Origin of the sequence: Nostoc sp. ChiQUE02, assembly GCF_034531305.2 — a bacterium.
Classification (GTDB): Bacteria; Cyanobacteriota; Cyanobacteriia; order Cyanobacteriales; family Nostocaceae; genus Nostoc.
In genome coordinates this window covers 42826-60466 of sequence record NZ_JAVRBN020000018.1, presented here as the reverse complement: position 1 = coordinate 60466, position 17641 = coordinate 42826, and the positions used below count along the sequence as shown (strand labels likewise).

General features: G+C 40.0%; 13 protein-coding genes. 7 read left to right on the top strand and 6 right to left on the bottom strand.

From position 1 onward, the window contains the following. Nucleotides 1–3: 3 nt before the first annotated feature. The 3 genes from RM347_RS19385 to RM347_RS19375 all read right to left on the bottom strand — a co-directional run bounded on the left by RM347_RS19385 (nucleotide 4) and on the right by RM347_RS19375 (nucleotide 5049). Nucleotides 4–957: a WD40 repeat domain-containing protein gene (locus RM347_RS19385; RefSeq protein ID WP_428850580.1), complete on the bottom strand. Its 954-nt coding sequence runs from the start codon at nucleotides 955–957 to the stop codon at nucleotides 4–6. After that, on the bottom strand, nucleotides 950–2566 hold the full coding sequence (locus RM347_RS19380; protein WP_322721280.1) for an AAA family ATPase: 1617 nt from the start codon (nucleotides 2564–2566) through the stop codon (nucleotides 950–952). The genes RM347_RS19385 and RM347_RS19380 overlap by 8 nt, the downstream gene beginning before the upstream one ends. A gap of 497 nt (nucleotides 2567–3063) precedes the next feature. Beyond that, on the bottom strand, nucleotides 3064–5049 hold the full coding sequence (locus RM347_RS19375; protein ID WP_322721279.1) for a protein phosphatase 2C domain-containing protein: 1986 nt from the start codon (nucleotides 5047–5049) through the stop codon (nucleotides 3064–3066). A 234-nt stretch (nucleotides 5050–5283) separates the two neighbouring features. Here RM347_RS19375 and RM347_RS19370 point away from each other — a divergent pair, with 234 nt between their 5' ends. From RM347_RS19370 to RM347_RS19355, 4 genes are all read left to right on the top strand, one after another. Then, entirely contained in the window at nucleotides 5284–5718 is a 435-nt protein-coding gene (locus RM347_RS19370; RefSeq protein WP_322721278.1) for an NfeD family protein, read from the top strand. 126 nt (nucleotides 5719–5844) lie between these two features. Beyond that, a complete protein-coding gene (locus RM347_RS19365; RefSeq protein ID WP_322721277.1) occupies nucleotides 5845–6852 on the top strand; it encodes an SPFH domain-containing protein in 1008 nt (335 codons plus the stop codon). A 79-nt stretch (nucleotides 6853–6931) separates the two neighbouring features. Further along, the gene (locus RM347_RS19360) at nucleotides 6932–11398 is read left to right on the top strand and encodes an NACHT domain-containing protein (protein ID WP_322721276.1); all 4467 of its coding nucleotides are present in this window, start codon (nucleotides 6932–6934) and stop codon (nucleotides 11396–11398) included. A 149-nt stretch (nucleotides 11399–11547) separates the two neighbouring features. Further along, the gene (locus RM347_RS19355; protein WP_322721275.1) at nucleotides 11548–12117 is read left to right on the top strand and encodes a Uma2 family endonuclease; all 570 of its coding nucleotides are present in this window, start codon (nucleotides 11548–11550) and stop codon (nucleotides 12115–12117) included. Nucleotides 12118–12206: 89 nt separating this feature from the next. Here RM347_RS19355 and RM347_RS19350 read toward each other — a convergent pair whose 3' ends face one another. Next, the gene (locus tag RM347_RS19350; protein WP_322721274.1) at nucleotides 12207–12611 is read right to left on the bottom strand and encodes a Fur family transcriptional regulator; all 405 of its coding nucleotides are present in this window, start codon (nucleotides 12609–12611) and stop codon (nucleotides 12207–12209) included. A 144-nt stretch (nucleotides 12612–12755) separates the two neighbouring features. Between RM347_RS19350 and purS the strand changes: the two genes are divergently transcribed. The 3 genes from purS (at nucleotide 12756) to RM347_RS19335 (ending at nucleotide 16070) form a co-directional block, all read left to right on the top strand. After that, nucleotides 12756–13034, top strand: coding sequence for a phosphoribosylformylglycinamidine synthase subunit PurS (gene purS, locus RM347_RS19345; protein ID WP_322721273.1), 279 nt, complete (start codon nucleotides 12756–12758; stop codon nucleotides 13032–13034). A gap of 166 nt (nucleotides 13035–13200) precedes the next feature. Next, on the top strand, nucleotides 13201–13875 hold the full coding sequence (purQ, locus tag RM347_RS19340) for a phosphoribosylformylglycinamidine synthase subunit PurQ (RefSeq protein ID WP_322721272.1): 675 nt from the start codon (nucleotides 13201–13203) through the stop codon (nucleotides 13873–13875). A 260-nt stretch (nucleotides 13876–14135) separates the two neighbouring features. Next, nucleotides 14136–16070 (top strand): hypothetical protein, encoded by a 1935-nt coding sequence (locus tag RM347_RS19335; RefSeq protein WP_322721271.1) that lies wholly within the window; start codon nucleotides 14136–14138, stop codon nucleotides 16068–16070. A gap of 2 nt (nucleotides 16071–16072) precedes the next feature. Here RM347_RS19335 and RM347_RS19330 read toward each other — a convergent pair whose 3' ends face one another. Both RM347_RS19330 and RM347_RS19325 read right to left on the bottom strand, forming a co-directional pair. Next, on the bottom strand, nucleotides 16073–16660 hold the full coding sequence (locus RM347_RS19330) for a Uma2 family endonuclease (RefSeq protein ID WP_322721270.1): 588 nt from the start codon (nucleotides 16658–16660) through the stop codon (nucleotides 16073–16075). A gap of 29 nt (nucleotides 16661–16689) precedes the next feature. Continuing rightward, nucleotides 16690–17574 (bottom strand): PD-(D/E)XK nuclease family protein, encoded by an 885-nt coding sequence (locus tag RM347_RS19325; RefSeq protein ID WP_322721269.1) that lies wholly within the window; start codon nucleotides 17572–17574, stop codon nucleotides 16690–16692. Nucleotides 17575–17641: the final 67 nt, after the last annotated feature.

Below are 17641 nucleotides of genomic sequence, written 5' to 3'. Positions count from 1 at the left end.
ATTTTATTCGACATTCTCCAACCGTAAAAAATGCAGTCTCCCTGATGACTCTCCTGCCACAATTGTCACCCCATCTGCTGCAACAGCGCAGCAATTAAATGGAGCCTCTCCTGTAAAAGTGGCAATTTCTTCCCCAGTTTGTATATTCCAGAGTTTGAGTGTGTTGTCATTTGAAGCAGAAATCACCCGCTTGCCATCGGGGGTAAGGGCTACTGCATGTACCCAGCCGCTATGACCTTTGAAAGTACGCTCATCCTCCCCAGTTTCCAGATTCCAAAGTTTAAGTGTCTTGTCATCTGAAGCAGAAATCACCTGCTTGCCATCGGGGGTGAGAGCTACTGCTCTTACCGAGCTGCTATGACCATTAAAAGTCCGCTCATCCTCCCCAGTTTCTAGATTCCAGAGTTTGAGTGTCTTGTCATCTGAAGCAGAAATCACCCGCTTGCCATCGGGCGTGACGGCTATTGCTGTTACCCAGCTATTATGACCTGTGAGGGTGAGAAGTAAACTTCCGCCAGGGGAAATTAAGTTAGATGTTAACGGACAGAACCAAGGTAAAACTTGCTGCTTTGCTACTTTGAGCATTACTTGAATTTCCGGTACATCAAAGTGCTGCATTCGCCCCCACAATTGCCCTGCCAGTTGCTTTTTATCTTTTACTAAGATATGCGCTGACAATCGCAACCCTCCTTGAATCAATTTCAGCGTTTTGACTTGCTCTGGATTATATTCTGGGTTGTTTAATAGTTCTGAATCATTAATTAAATCATAATCCTCGATTAGTGACTGCACACCAAAATCAGAATGGTTGACTTTAGCATCGATAAAATTAAAATCAGTCAGTCTTTTATAAAACGGTTTCCACTTTCCTATTTTTGCTTTAACACGAGGGTCAATGAGGATGGTTCGCTGGTCGCTTAACGATAACTGGGCAAATTTTTCAGCAAAACTACTCATCTTTGTCCTCACCTGATTTTAGGCTTGCCCACAATTGGTCATTAGAGTCGGAAATCAGACGTTGAACCTCTTGCCAATCAATATTATTGTTCTTTTTCTCTCTTTTTAGATTAGGTTGGTTGCGGAGAAAATCTGCAAAACTTTGGTGATAAATTGAATAGTAGTCTTCCTGATTTTGTTTTTGTTTTCTCAAGAATTCCAGCCACTTATTCAAAAGCTCCAAGACATCATATTCATCTCGACCAGTGATGCGGGCAATGGATTCACAGGAAATCGGTTTACCTACCTCAACCAGTACACAGAGAATAATCGCATTTGTCCGCTTGTCTGGAGTATCCATTTCCATCTGCTTCCAATGCTGTTCATAATAACCCTGAAGTTTTTCAGGTAATTCCTCTAAACTTAAGTCTTGATAATCTCCTCTAGCAATACTTGGTAAGACATAGTACAGGTACATAAAATTGTTTTCACTTTTTTGTGCTACCTGCTCAATAAAATATGGCGGCTGAATGTTGCGTTTTTGAATCCATGCCTTCAGACCATGATGCTCTGGCTCATCATTGATAAATGTACTAATGTACTCTGTCACATCTTTTCGATTCCAGACTTCATAGTTATTTGCTGTTAAATCCAACTGCTGCTCTGGAACTTCTTCAGTCAACAAGCGCTTTTCATTTTGTGCATAGCGTCGCCTAGTTAACAGAAAATATATCCTCTCTGGCAGATTTTTGGGTAAATCTAAAAGATTTCCTGAGCCTGGTTGTTCAACTTCATCGAGTGCATCAACCACAATTACCAAAAATTCACCAGCCGCCAGCTTTTCATTTACTTTTGTCAACAAAGTAGGTAAATTATCATTCTCTGCATTCTGTAACTGATAACGATTAATCAGTTGTTGACGAATACTTTGCAGAAATTGGTCTGGTGTGTTGCGACCTTCTGCCCGAATATTGAAGTAGCAGATAGCTTTGTATTTAGATACAGATTGGGCTGCGATCGCACTTTTCCCCATCCCCGCATCCCCAATCACGGTAAAATAACCTTTGGGATGTTTTTTGAGGAAATCATCAAACTCATTAAATACAAAGACCCGTCCGCAAAATGCCTTAGTTTTTTCTTCGATTAGTGCTTTAAACTCATCTGGATAAAGCGACTGTTCTGGAGGTTCTGTAGATTTCTTCAGGTGTTCTTGAAGTTCTACGTTAGTTATATGTTGCCCTGGATTGATAGAGCGTTTTGCTACATTGACAAAAGCTTGATGGAATTCCTGAACCTGTAAAACATCTATTTTAGCTTTTTGTGCCTCATCTCTTAATGGATTCCATTCTTGGTGATTGAAATCCAATGGCTGCTTTGAAAAAGCTTTTGAAAAAACTTTTCTTACTTTTTGATTGTCAAAAAATCTCAGGTTAAGCTCAAGTTGAGGTTTATCAAAACCATACTCTACTAAAGCATGAACATAAACATCGTCAAACTTTTCTGGAGGCTGTGCTGAATTAAGTCCTAACTTTTCTTTAATTTCAACTACAGTTCTGTTACGCTGAACTGTATTTATGATTGGGGAAACACTAGCAGCAGCGATAGCTTTAATTAGGAAGTTAATATCCATCTTTCCTGTGGTGGGAGCAGGTTGTGATACCCTTACCTTATCGCATATTCACTTAGTACATAATTTCACAAGTTCGTAGCAAAAAATTACCATCCTTAAACCTCTGCGTTCTTACCCTGTGGGAAGGTTGGCGTATAGAAACGTAGAGCTTTGCTAAGTAGTGCAAGATGTGATGTAGAGTTATCTGTGGTGCGATCGCTAACCTAGATTGACTCACTAGCGATCGCCACTTTATTATCCGTCATTCTAAATATACAAGCCGTTCTTGCCAACATTGCAACGTTTCTCCCAAACATTGCAACATTCATAAGCAATATTGTAATCTTTCTCATCAGCATTACAATATTCTCTATCAATGCTGCAATATTCCTCATCAACATTACAACATTCATCAGGGACATTGTAATATTTCTCATCAACATTACAATGTTCCTTATCAATACTGCAATATTCCTCATCAACATTACAATATTTCGGTATAATCTATTCCCCAATCCTTATTTCCCAGTCGGACACACTTGCTGCACTTTTAGGGGAAGTTGCCGACACATCTGCTGGAATCCTTGAGGATTAATTTGCCACCAAACAAATAATCCTAGACTTGTACCCCCCACAAGCAACGCTAAGACTCCTCCTAGCATTATCAAACGTTTACCCCGATTAGGTTTTGTAATTAAAGTTGGTGGAATTTCAGGGCTGAGAATAGGTTCCTCTGAAAAATCCAAATCTAGATCCAAATCTAGCAAAGTTTGCGAACTTTCTGTAAAGGAAATTAATTCCTCTTGTTCCTCCTGTTCTTCTGCTTCCTCTTCCTCTTGTATTTCTGCTTCTATAATCTCTTCTGGCAACGTCGGAGTTACAGGCACTACGTATTCTGGGGAGACACGATAATAAGTGAGAACAACCGATGTATTATCACGCCCATTTTTTTCGTTTGCCAAGTTAATCCAGTTGCGAACAGCATCTTCAACTGTCAATTGTCCTGCTAACACCGGTATTGCATAATCCTGCCAAGATTGTTCCACCCAGTTATTATCACTTAAACCATCAGAACACAGTAGCAAGATGCCATCTTCTTCCACAATTAATCGCTGAACCTTGAGACGCAAAGATTCTGAATCTCTTGTCCCCAATGCTTGAGTTAAGGCGCTAGCATCTGGTCTAAACAGTGCCTTTCGATACAAGCTTTTAGCAAAACGCACTTCCCGCGTTGCCACATCATCATCTACTGTGAGTAGCTGACAATAATTGCGACTAATCCAATAAGCACGGCTATCGCCAACATTAGCCAAATAAAGCTCATGGGTATTATTTGATTGCCAGCCAGTACTTGTCTGCACTCGTTGGGGAACTTGCAACGCCATGACAATAGTTGTAGCCATGCGTTCTTTGCCTTGGCGTTTTTGTTCATTATTGCGGGCACAAATCAGATTATTTACCACTCGCAAGCTTGCTTCTAGTTGTTCCTGCAACAACTCTGGTGGTACAAGTACAGTTTGTTCTGTAACCTCCTTTAGCAAAACGCGAATTTGCAACTTTACAGACTGCACTGCTAACTGGCTGGCAACCTCACCGCCTTCATGTCCACCAATGCCATCGCAAACAATCGACAAGTGGCGCAATAAAGGTTCATCTAAATCACTCAAAGCATTGGGGTAGCAAGCGTCTTCATTTTGCGCCATCAATGGGCCAATATCTGTAGAGCCTGCCACCTTCGGGACTAATGGCAATTCTGCCGCAGATGCTAGTAGTAAATTATTGAGTTGAATATTAATAGCTTCTAACTCAATCTCTGTTTCACACATCTGCTGGACTATGTTCTGTAACCCTTTAGCTACTGATGCCTTTGCAGACGCTACCCAAAATTGCCAACATTCCCCTAGATTTTGTAAACTCAGCTTCTCATCTGCTGGTGTTTGGTAGAGTTCCAACAGTCGCACACACCAACCTTGGACTCTCAAATTGTCTACTACCAATAAACTGCGGCTAAGTCCCAATTCTGATAGAGGTGTCCAAAGTTGGAGAATTTGCCACAGCCAATAAACTTGTCGGACTGCCGTTGCTTGCTCCCATGCCTCAACAATAGTTGGATAGATATTTCCTGTCTTATCTATTGGCACATTTTCCAACAAGAGGATATCAGTTGGATCTTCCTCAAGGTTACTAGCAAACCCATAAGCCTGGGGCAAATGCAACCGCTCTTGATATAACCGTAGATAAGGAATTACTTCCGTTGGCAATTCTTCAGGTACATCTGGCGGCAGCCCCGGTTGAGTATCCAGCCAAATCTGAGGACTAATTACCTCATACCTGTCTGCTACCGTTGTACCTGGTGTAATTTGAGCAGACAATGAGCCAGTAGCCCAAAGATAGCGGTGAACCAAAGGAGTTTGGCAACTGGCACAAACACTATCTCCCATCGGATTAATGGGACTCTTACAGCGTGGATTTATACAATAAATTATCAGTTGAGTAGAAATCATAAAGGTATAAATTATAAGAAACTAATCAACTCATGAACTTCGATTAACTTTAGCTGGCAAAGACTTGAAGGCTAGAATAGACTGGATTTGTGTACCGCTAGCTACATCTTGTTACTGAAATTAATCAAAATTATTGGTAAAAAGACCAAGTTTTGTTTTCTGTAAATAACTTGCGTCTGGCTGTATCTAATCGTAGAAATGCATTTACGTCAATGTAGAGTTTAGGATGGCGCTATGCCAAGTTTTACCTTAATCTGGCTTCTGGCAGGAGCAGTTCTTTGTTTAATGGAACTGTTTTTACCATCGGCGTTTGTCGCCTTCATGATGGGAATTAGCGCTTTTGTGGTGGCGCTGCTGTCTGGAGTGGGTTTGGGAAGTGTATGGTTGCAAATTGTAGTTTGGCTAGTACTTTCCATCACACTAGTTTTGCTTTCTCGTCGGTTTTTGCAACCACGACGACGCCGGTCGAAAATTCAGGATGCAGTCATAGCTGAAACCTTAACAGAAATTCTGCCTGGGAAAACAGGGCGGGTGCTGTATGAGGGAAATTCTTGGCAGGCACGATGTGATGATGACAAATTCACCGTACCACCCCATCAAAGAGTTTATGTAGTCAGGAGAGAAGGTACTACTTTGATTGTGATACCAGAAAATCTGTTGAGTTCTTAGGAAGGAGGCAGGGGCAGGAGGCAGGAGGCAGGAGGCAGTAATTCCTCATCTTCCTCTGCTCCCCTGTCCCTCACTCTTCTCTTCTTTTGAGTTACATTTAATACTTAAAAAATCAGGAGATTCACAATGGAACAGTTCTTTTTACTAGTATTTTTAGCCCTTGGTGGTTCTGCTGTAGCGGGGTCTGTGAAAGTCGTCAATCAAGGCAATGAAGCTTTGGTGGAAAGATTGGGTAGTTATAACAAAAAACTGGAACCAGGGCTAAACTTTGTCGTTCCTTTCTTAGATAGAATTGTATACAAAGAAACTATCCGCGAAAAAGTCTTAGATATTCCTCCCCAACAGTGCATTACTCGCGATAACGTTGGCATTGAGGTGGATGCAGTGTTTTACTGGCGCATCGTGGATATGGAAAAAGCCTGGTACAAGGTAGAAAATCTCCAGTCGGCAATGGTAAACATGGTGCTGACTCAAATTCGCGCCGAAATGGGGCAACTGGAGTTAGATCAAACCTTTACTGCTCGTTCTCATATCAGTGAACTTTTATTACAAGATTTGGACGTTGCTACCGATCCTTGGGGTGTGAAAGTGACACGGGTAGAACTGCGAGATATTATTCCGTCTCAAGCAGTGCGTGAATCGATGGAATTGCAAATGTCGGCAGAACGACGCAAACGGGCAGCAATTTTAACTTCTGAGGGCGATCGCGAAGCTGCCGTCAATAGCGCCAGAGGTAAAGCTGACGCGCAAATCCTGGATGCTGAAGCTCGTCAAAAATCGGTAATTTTGCAAGCGGAAGCTGAACAAAAGGCGATCGTTCTCAAAGCTCAAGCAGAACGTCAGCAACAGGTTTTGAAAGCGCAGGCGATCGCAGAATCAGCAGAAATTATCGCCCAAAAACTCCAGACGAATCCCAATGCCAATAAAGCAGTAGAAGTTCTGTTTGCCTTGGGCTATTTGGATATGGGCGCGACAATTGGTAGAAGCGATAGCAGCAAGGTCTTATTTATAGATCCACGCACTATTCCTGCTGCTTTCGAGGGTATGCGTTTCGTTATCTCAAATGGTCAGATTGACTCTAACGAGTTGTTTTCTAAACAAATCCCAGGATTAGAAAACAACCGCTCTAGTTAGAAGTAGAGATAGAGAGTGGAGACAAAGGGGGACAAGTTTCTTCCTTGTCTCTTTGTTTTTTTTCAATGACTAATGACTAATGATAATTAACCCAGAACAAGTCATCAACGCTATTATTGCGATCGCGAATCCTTTAATTAAGGAAAAAATTCAGCGCAATGAGACTGTAATTAAATTACTTCAGCAGTTTAATCTCGACCCGGAGCATCCACCAGCAGATTTTAGTGGGGTTTATGCTTATGCACTGGTAGAGTACGGCGTTGGGAAACCCAAGCCTTGTTTAGAACTTTTTCGCCAAGAAGCAATAAAACTGGCTTTCCGCAAAGCATTTGACCATAATAACCCCTCAATTTTGCTTTCTGAGGTTGATGCTTGGCTTGATGCATACTCATTGGGTGATGACATTAGAACTTTGGGAATTGACATTAGACGCGAAGTTGCCGCATTTTATATTGTTTTTGCAGAAGTTGCTAAACGCACTCGCAACCCAGCAGATACACTAATGAGTCAACAAATTGGCTCTTTGCAAAAACGCATTGCAAATATCCAAGAATTACTCGATAGGTTGCCGACACTAGAAGGTATTCGTACAGAAATAGCGCGATTGGCTGCACAAAATTTACCCGCACTGCTGGAGGCCGAAACATTTAGTGAAAATAAATGTCGAGCCATAGCTTTAGCTCAACAAATGCGCGGCTGGTTTGAAACCTTGGGCTATCGCTTTGAAAAGTATGAAATTTGGGGCGATTCATATTTTGAGTGGATTATCAATGTGCCAACCCGGCGTAACCGATATGACCGCATCTTAATCAGGGGAATTGAGGGAGAAGTTGGACTCAAAGATGTAGCTGTTTTGCGTTCTTCTGTGGAGCAGCAGAGAACTGATGAAGGTTGGTTAGTAACAGCCAGACGGATTGCACGCGCGGCGCGGAATGAGGTAGAAAAAGAGGAAAATCGCCACTTAGGTTGTTACACTTTTGACGAACTCATTGACCAGGATGCTGATTTTAGCGATTATCTCGATTGGTTAGAAGCAGAAATTATCCGCCGGCAAATAGATACAAAATACGTTCCTTTAGCTTGCACAAAAGAGGAAATTGACCCCGATACTAAACAGCGTATCGGCATCAGTCACTATAGCGATCGCGATGGTTGGATTGATGGTTATATTGATATGTGGTTGGACGATCCCGCCAAAGAGCATATTTCTATACTAGGAGAATTTGGTACGGGGAAAACTTGGTTTGCCTTCCACTATGCTTGGGTGGCATTGCAACGTTACCGAGATGCCCAAAAACGCGGTGTTGAACGTCCCCGCTTGCCTTTGGTGATTACGCTGCGAGATTTTGCCAAAGCGATAAATGTCGAGAACGTTTTGGCGGGGTTCTTTTTTACACAACATAATATTCGTCTAACTAGCGAAGTATTTGACCAGTTGAACCGCATGGGTAAAGTGCTGCTAATTTTTGATGGTTTTGACGAAATGGCAGCAAAAGTTGACCGTCAGCAGATGATTAATAACTTTTGGGAACTGGCTAAAGTTGTGGTTCCCGGTGCAAAAGTTATTTTGACTTGTCGCACCGAACATTTTCCCGACGCGAAGGAAGGACGTGCTTTACTCAATGCCGAGTTGCAAGCATCTACCAAGCAACTGACAGGGGAAACACCGCAGTTTGAAGTGCTGGAACTGGAGAAATTTAACGACGAGCAAATTCGCCTGGTGTTGTCGCACCAAACTGAAACTGCAACAGTTGAACAGGTAATGGGAAATCCGCAATTATTGGATTTAGCCCGTCGTCCGGTGATGACTGAGTTAATTTTGGAAGCTTTGCCAGATATTGAGGCGGGTAAACCTGTGGATATGTCGCGGGTTTACTTGTATGCGGTGCGGCGGAAAATGGAACGAGATATTAAGAGCGATCGCACCTTTACTTCTTTGGCAGAAAAGCTATACTTTTTGTGCGAACTTTCTTGGGAAATGCTGTCTACAGACGAAATGAGCCTCAATTATCGGCTTTTCCCTGACAGAATTCGGCGGTTATTTGGTTCAGTGGTGCAGGAAGAGAAGGATTTAGACCACTGGCATTACGACATGATGGGGCAAACAATGCTCATCCGCAACGCTGATGGTGATTATACTCCGGCGCATCGGTCGCTGTTAGAGTTTTTTGTCGCATATAAATTTGCAGCAGAGTTGGGGGTGTTAGCTAGTGATTTTACAGAGTTGGCGCAGGTGCGGTTCCAGGTAAATCATGATGTTGCGCCTGTTGATTATAGTTGGTCTTCTTATTTCAGTCGTCAGGTAGATGCGGCTGGGGAGATTTTACCATCTGCGGTATTGAAGGGATTTGTAAGTGAGTCCTTGGAGAAGTTGAGGCAGACTTTTGGTAAAGCACCTTTGACGAAAGCGGTAATAGATTTACTGGTGGGGATGGTTGATGTTGAGGCTAAGGAGTCAGTTATCAAGATTATCGAGGGGACGCGGGGGAAAAGTGAGGATGAAGTGAGTTATGTCGGGGGGAATGCGGCGACGGTTTTAGTGAAGGTAAATAAGGCTGCATTACGAGGAAGAGATTTTAGTGGTGCAGTAATTAAGGGAGCAGATTTTACGAATGCTATTTTGCATAATGTTGATTTTGCTGGGGCTAATCTGAGCAGTTCTACTTTTACAAAAGTCTTAGGTACTGTCTTGTCAATAGCATTTAGCCCAGACGGACAGATTGTTGCTACAGCAGATGCTAATGGTGAAATTCACTTATGGCGGTTTGTAGATTGTAAACGACTTTCAACATTAGAAGGACATACTGATTGGGTACGAACAATCGCCTTTAGTCCTGATGGTCAAATGCTAGCGAGTGGTAGTCAAGACCTCAAAGTAAAGTTGTGGGATATCCTTACAGGTGAATGCATTAAGACTTTAGACCAGCATACTGACAGGATTTATTCTGTTGCTTTTAGCCCTAATAGCCAGATGCTAGCTTGTAGCCAAGACGAAACAGTAAAGTTGTGGAATATTAACACAGATGAATGTCTCCAAACTTTATACGGTCATACTGATAGGATATATTCTGTTGCTTTTAGTCCTAATAGTCAAATGCTAGCTAGCGGCAGTGGAGATTCAACAGTAAAGTTGTGGAATATTAACACAGGTGAATGTCTCCACACTTTACACGGTCATACTAAGAAAGTCAGGTCAGTTAACTTTAGTTTTGACGGTAAAATCCTTGCTAGCAGCGCTGGCGATTGTACAACACGATTTTGGGATGTTCATACTAGTGAATGTATACAAATTTTACAGGGGCATACTGGCACAGTATGGTCAGTAACATTTAATAAGAGTGGTGAAATAGTAGCAACTGGAAGCGCAGATAAAACAGTAAGACTATGGGATGCAAAAACTGGAAAGTGCATTCAAATATTAAAAGGACATATTGATTGGGTACGTTCTGTCATTTTTCACCCACAACATAATGTCTTAGCCAGTGCAGGTGATGATCAAACAGTGAGATTCTGGGACATTAATACTGATGAATGTTTTCGAGTTTTGCAAGGGTATCATCATTTAGTGTTGTGCGTTGCTTTTACTCCTGATGGTAAGACTTTAGTCAGTGGTAGCAATGATGCTCTATTGAGATTATGGAATATTAATACAGGCGAATGCTTCCAAATCTTACAAGGTCACAAAGCATGGGTAACGTACACTACTATTAGTCCAAATGGGCAAATACTAGCTAGTGGAAGTTCAGATGGAACAGTAAAAATTTGGAATCTACATAATGGTAAGTGTGTAAAAACTATAGAGGCAAACAATAGTTGGATTTTACCTACTGTATTTAGTCCCAATGGGCAAATCCTGGCTTTAGCTGACAAAACGACAATACAGTTGTGGAATATCTCTACTGGTGAACATACTAAAATTTTACAAGGAGATACAGCTTCCCCTTGGCTAAAATCTATAGCTTTCAGTCCTGATGGTAATTTGTTAGCTACTGGAAGTGAAGACTGTAGGATAAAGCTGTGGGATATAAACACTGCTGAGTGCATCAAAACTTTGGAAGGACATATTGATTGGGTTTGGTCACTTAGCTTTAATCCTGATGGGCAGATATTAGCAAGTGGTGGTGGTAACTACGATAAAACTGTAAAGCTGTGGGATATAAACACTGGCGAATGCATCAAAACTTTGCAAGGGCATAGGAGCGATGCGAGGTTCGTTACATTTAGCCCTGATGGTCAAATTATAGCGAGTAGCAGTCACGACAGAACAGTAAAGTTATGGGATTTTCATACAGGTGAGTGTTTCAAAACCTTGGAAGGACATAGTAACTGGGTAGTATCTATTTCATTCAGTCCCGATGGAAAAATTCTGGCTAGCGGTAGCGAAGATGGAACAATAAAACTTTGGGATGTAAAAACGGAGAATTGCATAAAAACTTTGATACCAGAACGACCTTACGAACGCATGAATACCACAGGTATTAAAGGTTTAACCTCATCCGAAAAAGCCGCCCTCAAAGTCTTAGGTGCAATGGAGGATGGAGAATAGATGTTAGGCGTAGCTCGTTATAGGCATCACCTAATATTTCATCCGATCTATTTGATAAGATTACAATGGCTAATGATGAGAATGCGATTGCACTAAATTGTCGCATTCTTCTAGAAATGAAATAATCAAGTTTTGATAAGTTGTAAATTATGACATTATCTCTTCAGCCAACTACAGGACTAAGTTTAGAAAAATTCTTACAACTACCAGAGACAAAACCAGCAAACGAGTATTTTAACGGACTAATCTACCAGAAACCTATGCCACAAGGAGAACACAGCACTTTACAAAGCAGTTTAGTCACAGCTATTAATGAGATTGCTAAACCGCAAAAAATTGCTTATGCCTTTCCTGAATTACGCTGTACATTTGAAGGTCGTTCAATAATACCGGATATTGCTGTGTTTGAATGGCAAAGAATTCCCCTTGATGCAAAAGGTAGAATTGCGAATAAATTTGAAATTCCCCCAGATTGGATAATTGAAATTCTCTCACCGGAACAATCACCCAATCGAGTTATCAGCAAAATTACATTTTCTATTCAAAATGGAGCAAAGCTAGGTTGGTTGCTAGATTCGGCTGATGAGTCAATCATGATTTTTGAACCCAATAAATTACCAGAATTAAAAGAAAAACAAGATATTTTACCCGTTCTGAGTGCTTTGGAGAATTGGCAATTAACAGTTGCAAATGTATTTAGTTGGTTAAGTTTTATTTGAATAAAGCATTTATTACAGCAGAATTCAGGAGTCGGAATTCAGAATTCAGAAGTAAAACACGCTTTATTCGCCTCATAAAATTAGTATAACTACTGACTAATCCCAGTAGCTTGATTTACCTGGCATTGACTGCACAACCCAAAAAACTCTAGGGTGTGGTAAAAAACTTTAAACTTATGGCTGGATTCTAACTGGTTTTCTAAGTCATGAACGGGGCATTGATTAATTGGAATTGAGACACCGCATTGCAAGCAAGTAAGGTGGTGTTTGTCTTGCTGTGCTAGGCTGTAAAGGGCTTCACCGTTAGCCAAATTCCGCACTTGTACTATGCCTTCTAGTTTTAAGGCATCTAGAGAGCGGTAAACTGTCGCTAAACCCATGCTCTGATTGGTATTACGTAGTTCTACGTAAATATCCTGGGCGGAAATGCCTTTTTTGATGGTTTTCAGTAGGTTGAAAATACGCTCTTGACTGCGGGTGCGTATGGCTCTCATAGACAATTATTTAAATATGCCACTGTAGTTGAAGCTGTTAGATGGGTTAATCGATCAATTAACTTTAACGGCTTCGTAATCTTATTTTCACTCAGTTGGAACAGAAAGTTATAGTATAGCGATCGCAGCATTCAGCAAAAGCCCGTGCAAACCAAGTATCTAGCCAAAATTTTCGTGACCCTTCGTCCTTCAGTCTTAGACCCCGCTGGTGTGGCTGTACAATCCGGTCTTAAGCAACTGGGATACGAGAACGTTGACCAGGTGCGGATTGGCAAGTACATTGAACTCACCATCACCTCGACTGATGAGAAGAAAGCGCGTCAAGACCTCGATCGCATTTGTGACCAAATGCTATCAAATCCCGTAATTGAAAATTATCGCTTTGATTTGATTGAGGTCGAAACACAAACTGGGGTCTTTTAGCGACTGAGCATGGGGCATTGAAAAGAGACAGAGGGGCGGGGTGTGGGAGGCAGGGGGGAAAACTCTGCTCCCTGCCCCTTTGCCCCCTGCTCCCTGCCCCCTGCCCCCTGCTCCCTGCTCCCTGCCCTCCTCCCCCCTGCCTCCCTACCACTCCCATTGACTAATCATGAAATTTGGTGTTGTTGTTTTTCCCGGTTCTAATTGCGATCGCGATGTTGCTTATGTAACTAGAGATTTGCTTTTACAACCAACTCGCATGGTTTGGCATCAAGAAACAGATATTGCTGATTTGGATGTCGTGATCATCCCTGGTGGCTTTAGTTACGGTGATTATTTACGCTGCGGTGCGATCGCGCGTTTTTCACCCGTGATGCAGCAGGTTATTGAACACGCCCAAAAGGGTAAGTTTGTCCTCGGCATTTGCAATGGTTTTCAGGTATTAACTGAAGCTGGACTTTTGCCAGGGGTATTAACCAGAAATCGGGATTTGCATTTTATTTGCGATCGCGTCCCCTTGAAAGTTGAGCGTACTAATCTCCCTTGGACGCAAGCCTATAGCACTGGTGAAGTTATCACTTTGCCTATTGCCCACGGAGAGGGGCGCTTCTACGCTGACGAAGCCACTCTCGCAGAAATTGAAGATAACGAGCAAGTCTTGTTTCGTTATGAAGGAGAGAATCCCAACGGTTCACTGAACAACATTGCCGGGATTTGCGATCGTCGGGGCAATGTGTTGGGGATGATGCCGCACCCAGAAAGGGCGTCAGACGCAATGCTGGGTGGTAGTGATGGCTTGAGGTTGTTTCAAAGCTTGCTAGAGAAAATAGCAGCGTTGGTTTAAAGTTGATTTTCGCGCCTCTTATAGCAAAAAAAGGGCGTTGCATATTTGCAGAATGATTTTGATGATTTTATGGGATGGGCATCTTGCCCGTCCCTTAAATTTATAATTTAGATTTCCATACTAATACTTTTCTACATTTGGTATTTCTAAAGTTAGTAAAGTATCTACAATCACCATATAATCCAAACTGACTTGATAAATTGCTAGTTACACGAACAAAATAAGGCATAGCAAATTTATCCAAGCAGGTAGATTATCTAATGACTATTCCAGAGTCAATTAAACAATTCATTACATGGATACAAGGTTTTGACCATCATGTTTTACAAAATGCAGATGATGTCAAAGAAAAGTTTATTTTGCCAATGTTTCACTATCTCTGCTTTCCAGATAAATGTCATCGTGAATACCCTTTGACAACAAATAAATCAGGAAACTATGATAGAAATTACGAAACTGCTCATATTTATTTTACAACAGATGATATTAAGCAGCAAAATCCAGATAAATCACTGATTTTTATTAAAGTAATAGAACCAAATCAAACTAAATTAAATGATGCTATTGAGCTAACTAAATTTTATAGTAATCATTTTAACGCACTGTTTTTTATAGTCTCTAATGGATATAAAATCAAGGTTTATAAACGTCTACATTACTATAAAGAAGAATTGCTATTTGATCTAAACATAGATCAGCTAAAAAATAATAATACTGCCTTAAATTTTTATAATCAATTAAACTTTGATTTATTTAAAAGTTTTGATAAAAATACAGCAAGTTTTTTAATACATAATAAATATAACTTAATAGAAAGATTCATCAGACGCCATCCAGATTTACAGGATATTTTAGAAAAATATGATTTTGAGCCTTCTATAATGCGACAAGGCTACCGCTTAGTTGTTGTGAAACCAAAAGTAGCGATCGCCTGTAATTTACCCAAAGCTTTTGGAGAAGGCGATTGTGAAATAGAGTTCAGTAGTATTCTTTTGAGAGGTTTAAAAATTCACTTAAATCATCAAGATATTTTAGGTCAATTAATGACTGGGTTACACACCCAGACAGATTGGGAATGTCGTCGTTTTTTGAAACAGTTGGATAAAAAGACCTTCCAAGTAAATTTAGGTCAAACAACGGTTATTTTGTCGAACTTAGAAGCAATAGACTTGTGTTTGTGTGTTGATGAAGTTTGCCAAGAATATCAAAATTTAATAATGGAATTTGAGAATGCTTTAGAAACTTGGAATTTTGAATTTATAAAATTTTCATCTATTCGCGGTTTTATCCTTTTTTCTGTAAGACAAGAATTATGGGAGTTAATGCAGCAGTTTGCTAATGAATTTGATTATACTAAAGGCAAGTCAGAATGGCATTTATTCCATAGAGAAGATATATCCATTCGAGTAAGTCGAGGAATTCGCGACCATACATTTATCTACCCAAAATTAGATAGAGACTTATCTTTACTGGCTAATAATCAAATTAATATAATCTACGAGCTAAATGATGTTAATTTACAATCTATTGAAACAGGTAAAATTAGCTTATGGCAGCAAGATATAGGGATACGGGGAACCTGGACAGCTAGATATACCAAACAGTGGTTATTAGAGAAATATATTCCAAAAATTATTAATTATTACTCAGGAAAAATTCAATTATCTGAAGCTGAATTGCTAGCCAAAATAACAAATTATACAAGCTATCGTATGCCCATTAAAGAAATTGATAATATCAGAGATTTAGTACCTTATCTTCGCGACATACAATCTTGGCTACATATCTATATGGAAAATATTACTGCTTCGCTCTTAAAACCATATTACCAGGCCTATACAAATTTATTGCGTAATACAGATTCTTCCATAACAGGCATAGACTATATTATAGTAAATTTGCGTAAGGTTGAGTGGAAAAATACGCAAGAAGAAAATTTTAACAATTTCAAAGACTGGAAAAACTTGACTTTTAAATATGCTATAGATTGCTTAGATAAACAAGTAGCAAGAATAAATAATAGTGAATACGAAAATAGTTTCAAAGCAGATTTAATCACTCGGACATTTATTTGGATTATAGAAAATGGGAAAATCTCTTTTTCACAAGCTCAGTTAAATGCTGCTAAACAGGCTTTGCTACCACTTTGGGAACAAAGTCGCTTTGAAATGCGCCATGTGTATCCTAATCGATAAAGCTACATAATCTGCTGTAAATCCAATACAAATCCAGGTAGTACATTTTCTCCTGATAAACTAGCAGGATTATCTAATACCTCTACATCTTTACCTGGACGATAAATTTCTACTCGCTTGTTTTTCCTATCAATTAACCAGCCTAATTGAGCGCCATTTTCGATATACTCCTGCATTTTCTCTTGCAATTCTTTCAATGAATCAGTACGAGAACGCAACTCTACTATAAAATCAGGACAAATCGGGGCAAATTTTTCTTGTTGTTCTGGGGTTAAAGCATTCCATCGCTCAATTTTCACCCAAGAAGCATCAGGAGAACGTTCTGCACCATTAGGTAGGGTGAAACCAGTTGAAGAATCAAAAACTTCGCCTAAATTACTCTCAGAGTTCCAAATATCTAGTTGGGTTGTAAGTTTAACATTACGTCTGCCAGTATCACTACCTGTAGGTGGCATAATTAATAATTCCCCTGATACAGTACGCTCAAATCGATAATCGCGGTTTTTCTGACACATCTCGAAAAATTGATCATCAGTTAAGTCGATTTTCAACTTGAGTATAGAAGGTAAAGTGGTTGTAACAGTATTCATAAGCTATCCTGAGCATCTTACTTTCTAGTTTAGTGCTGTGTGGGGTGCGATCGCATCAACGTACGTCTGCTTAACATAAGGCCAAAATCACCAGTATAAAATTGTACCAAATTAATATTTTTGGCAGGAGCGATCGCTCTTTGTAAGGTAAGATTGATGCGATCGCTAAACTTTATCTTCAGGATTGAGTCTGAACGATGCTCAAAAATTAAATCCAGAGCATGTTTATGCTTAGTGTATATTTTACGGCAGAGTTCAGCGACTTCTGAATCACTCACAATATGTCTCCTAATTAATGTAGAATAATGAGTCATTAATGTATAAATATCTGTACCAAGTGTAGATTTATAACTTATACAAATGCTATCGATTATCTCAGCTATTTTAGAATAGTTATATATTCTCCAATGTTTCTGAGAAGGTAGATCACCTTCTGGAGTTAAATAAATTAAAATTGCTCGACAATCTTTAAATTCTTGCTCAATAATCTTTTGATATTTTTTTAATTGATCTATACCTTCTCCGGCGTCAACTTTATTTTCTATTGCACATACTAATTTATTGCGCGGAGAGTGTATGAGAATATCAATATTTTGCCACTCGCGTCTAACATCAGCATCTTTAAAATTAGCTATATCTATATCAACGGGACTAAGTTTTGTATACTTTTCGTCTATAGGCTCATACTCTTCTAACAGCACTCGCTTAAGAAATCGCTTGAGGAAAATATCATCAAGTCTATGGTTTTCAGATGGATTTAACAGAAATGCTAAAAAATTTGAATGACGTAATTCTTGATGTACTACACCAATCGCTTCAAAAATATTAAATTGAGCGAGTTTTAATTCCAGTTTTTCTAAGTCTTCATTATCAACAATTAAACTTTCCAGTAATGCTCTTTCTGTATAGGGCATTGTCATTACTACTGAATTTTTACTGGGACGACAGTTGTATTATTCCCATAAATTCAGTAAAAGTTAC

Excerpts from the sequence above, each read along its gene's own strand:
- RM347_RS19375 (WP_322721279.1), bottom strand. The coding sequence starts at position 5,049 with ATGATTTCTACTCAACTGATAATTTATTGTATAAATCCACGCTGTAAG.
- RM347_RS19370 (WP_322721278.1), top strand. The coding sequence starts at position 5,284 with ATGCCAAGTTTTACCTTAATCTGGCTTCTGGCAGGAGCAGTTCTTTGT.
- purQ (WP_322721272.1), top strand. The coding sequence starts at position 13,201 with ATGAAATTTGGTGTTGTTGTTTTTCCCGGTTCTAATTGCGATCGCGAT.
- RM347_RS19385 (WP_428850580.1), bottom strand. The coding sequence starts at position 957 with ATGAGTAGTTTTGCTGAAAAATTTGCCCAGTTATCGTTAAGCGACCAG.
- RM347_RS19360 (WP_322721276.1), top strand. The coding sequence starts at position 6,932 with ATGATAATTAACCCAGAACAAGTCATCAACGCTATTATTGCGATCGCG.
- RM347_RS19330 (WP_322721270.1), bottom strand. The coding sequence starts at position 16,660 with ATGAATACTGTTACAACCACTTTACCTTCTATACTCAAGTTGAAAATC.
- RM347_RS19380 (WP_322721280.1), bottom strand. The coding sequence starts at position 2,566 with ATGGATATTAACTTCCTAATTAAAGCTATCGCTGCTGCTAGTGTTTCC.
- RM347_RS19350 (WP_322721274.1), bottom strand. The coding sequence starts at position 12,611 with ATGAGAGCCATACGCACCCGCAGTCAAGAGCGTATTTTCAACCTACTG.
- RM347_RS19335 (WP_322721271.1), top strand. The coding sequence starts at position 14,136 with ATGACTATTCCAGAGTCAATTAAACAATTCATTACATGGATACAAGGT.
- RM347_RS19325 (WP_322721269.1), bottom strand. The coding sequence starts at position 17,574 with ATGCCCTATACAGAAAGAGCATTACTGGAAAGTTTAATTGTTGATAAT.
- RM347_RS19355 (WP_322721275.1), top strand. The coding sequence starts at position 11,548 with ATGACATTATCTCTTCAGCCAACTACAGGACTAAGTTTAGAAAAATTC.
- RM347_RS19365 (WP_322721277.1), top strand. The coding sequence starts at position 5,845 with ATGGAACAGTTCTTTTTACTAGTATTTTTAGCCCTTGGTGGTTCTGCT.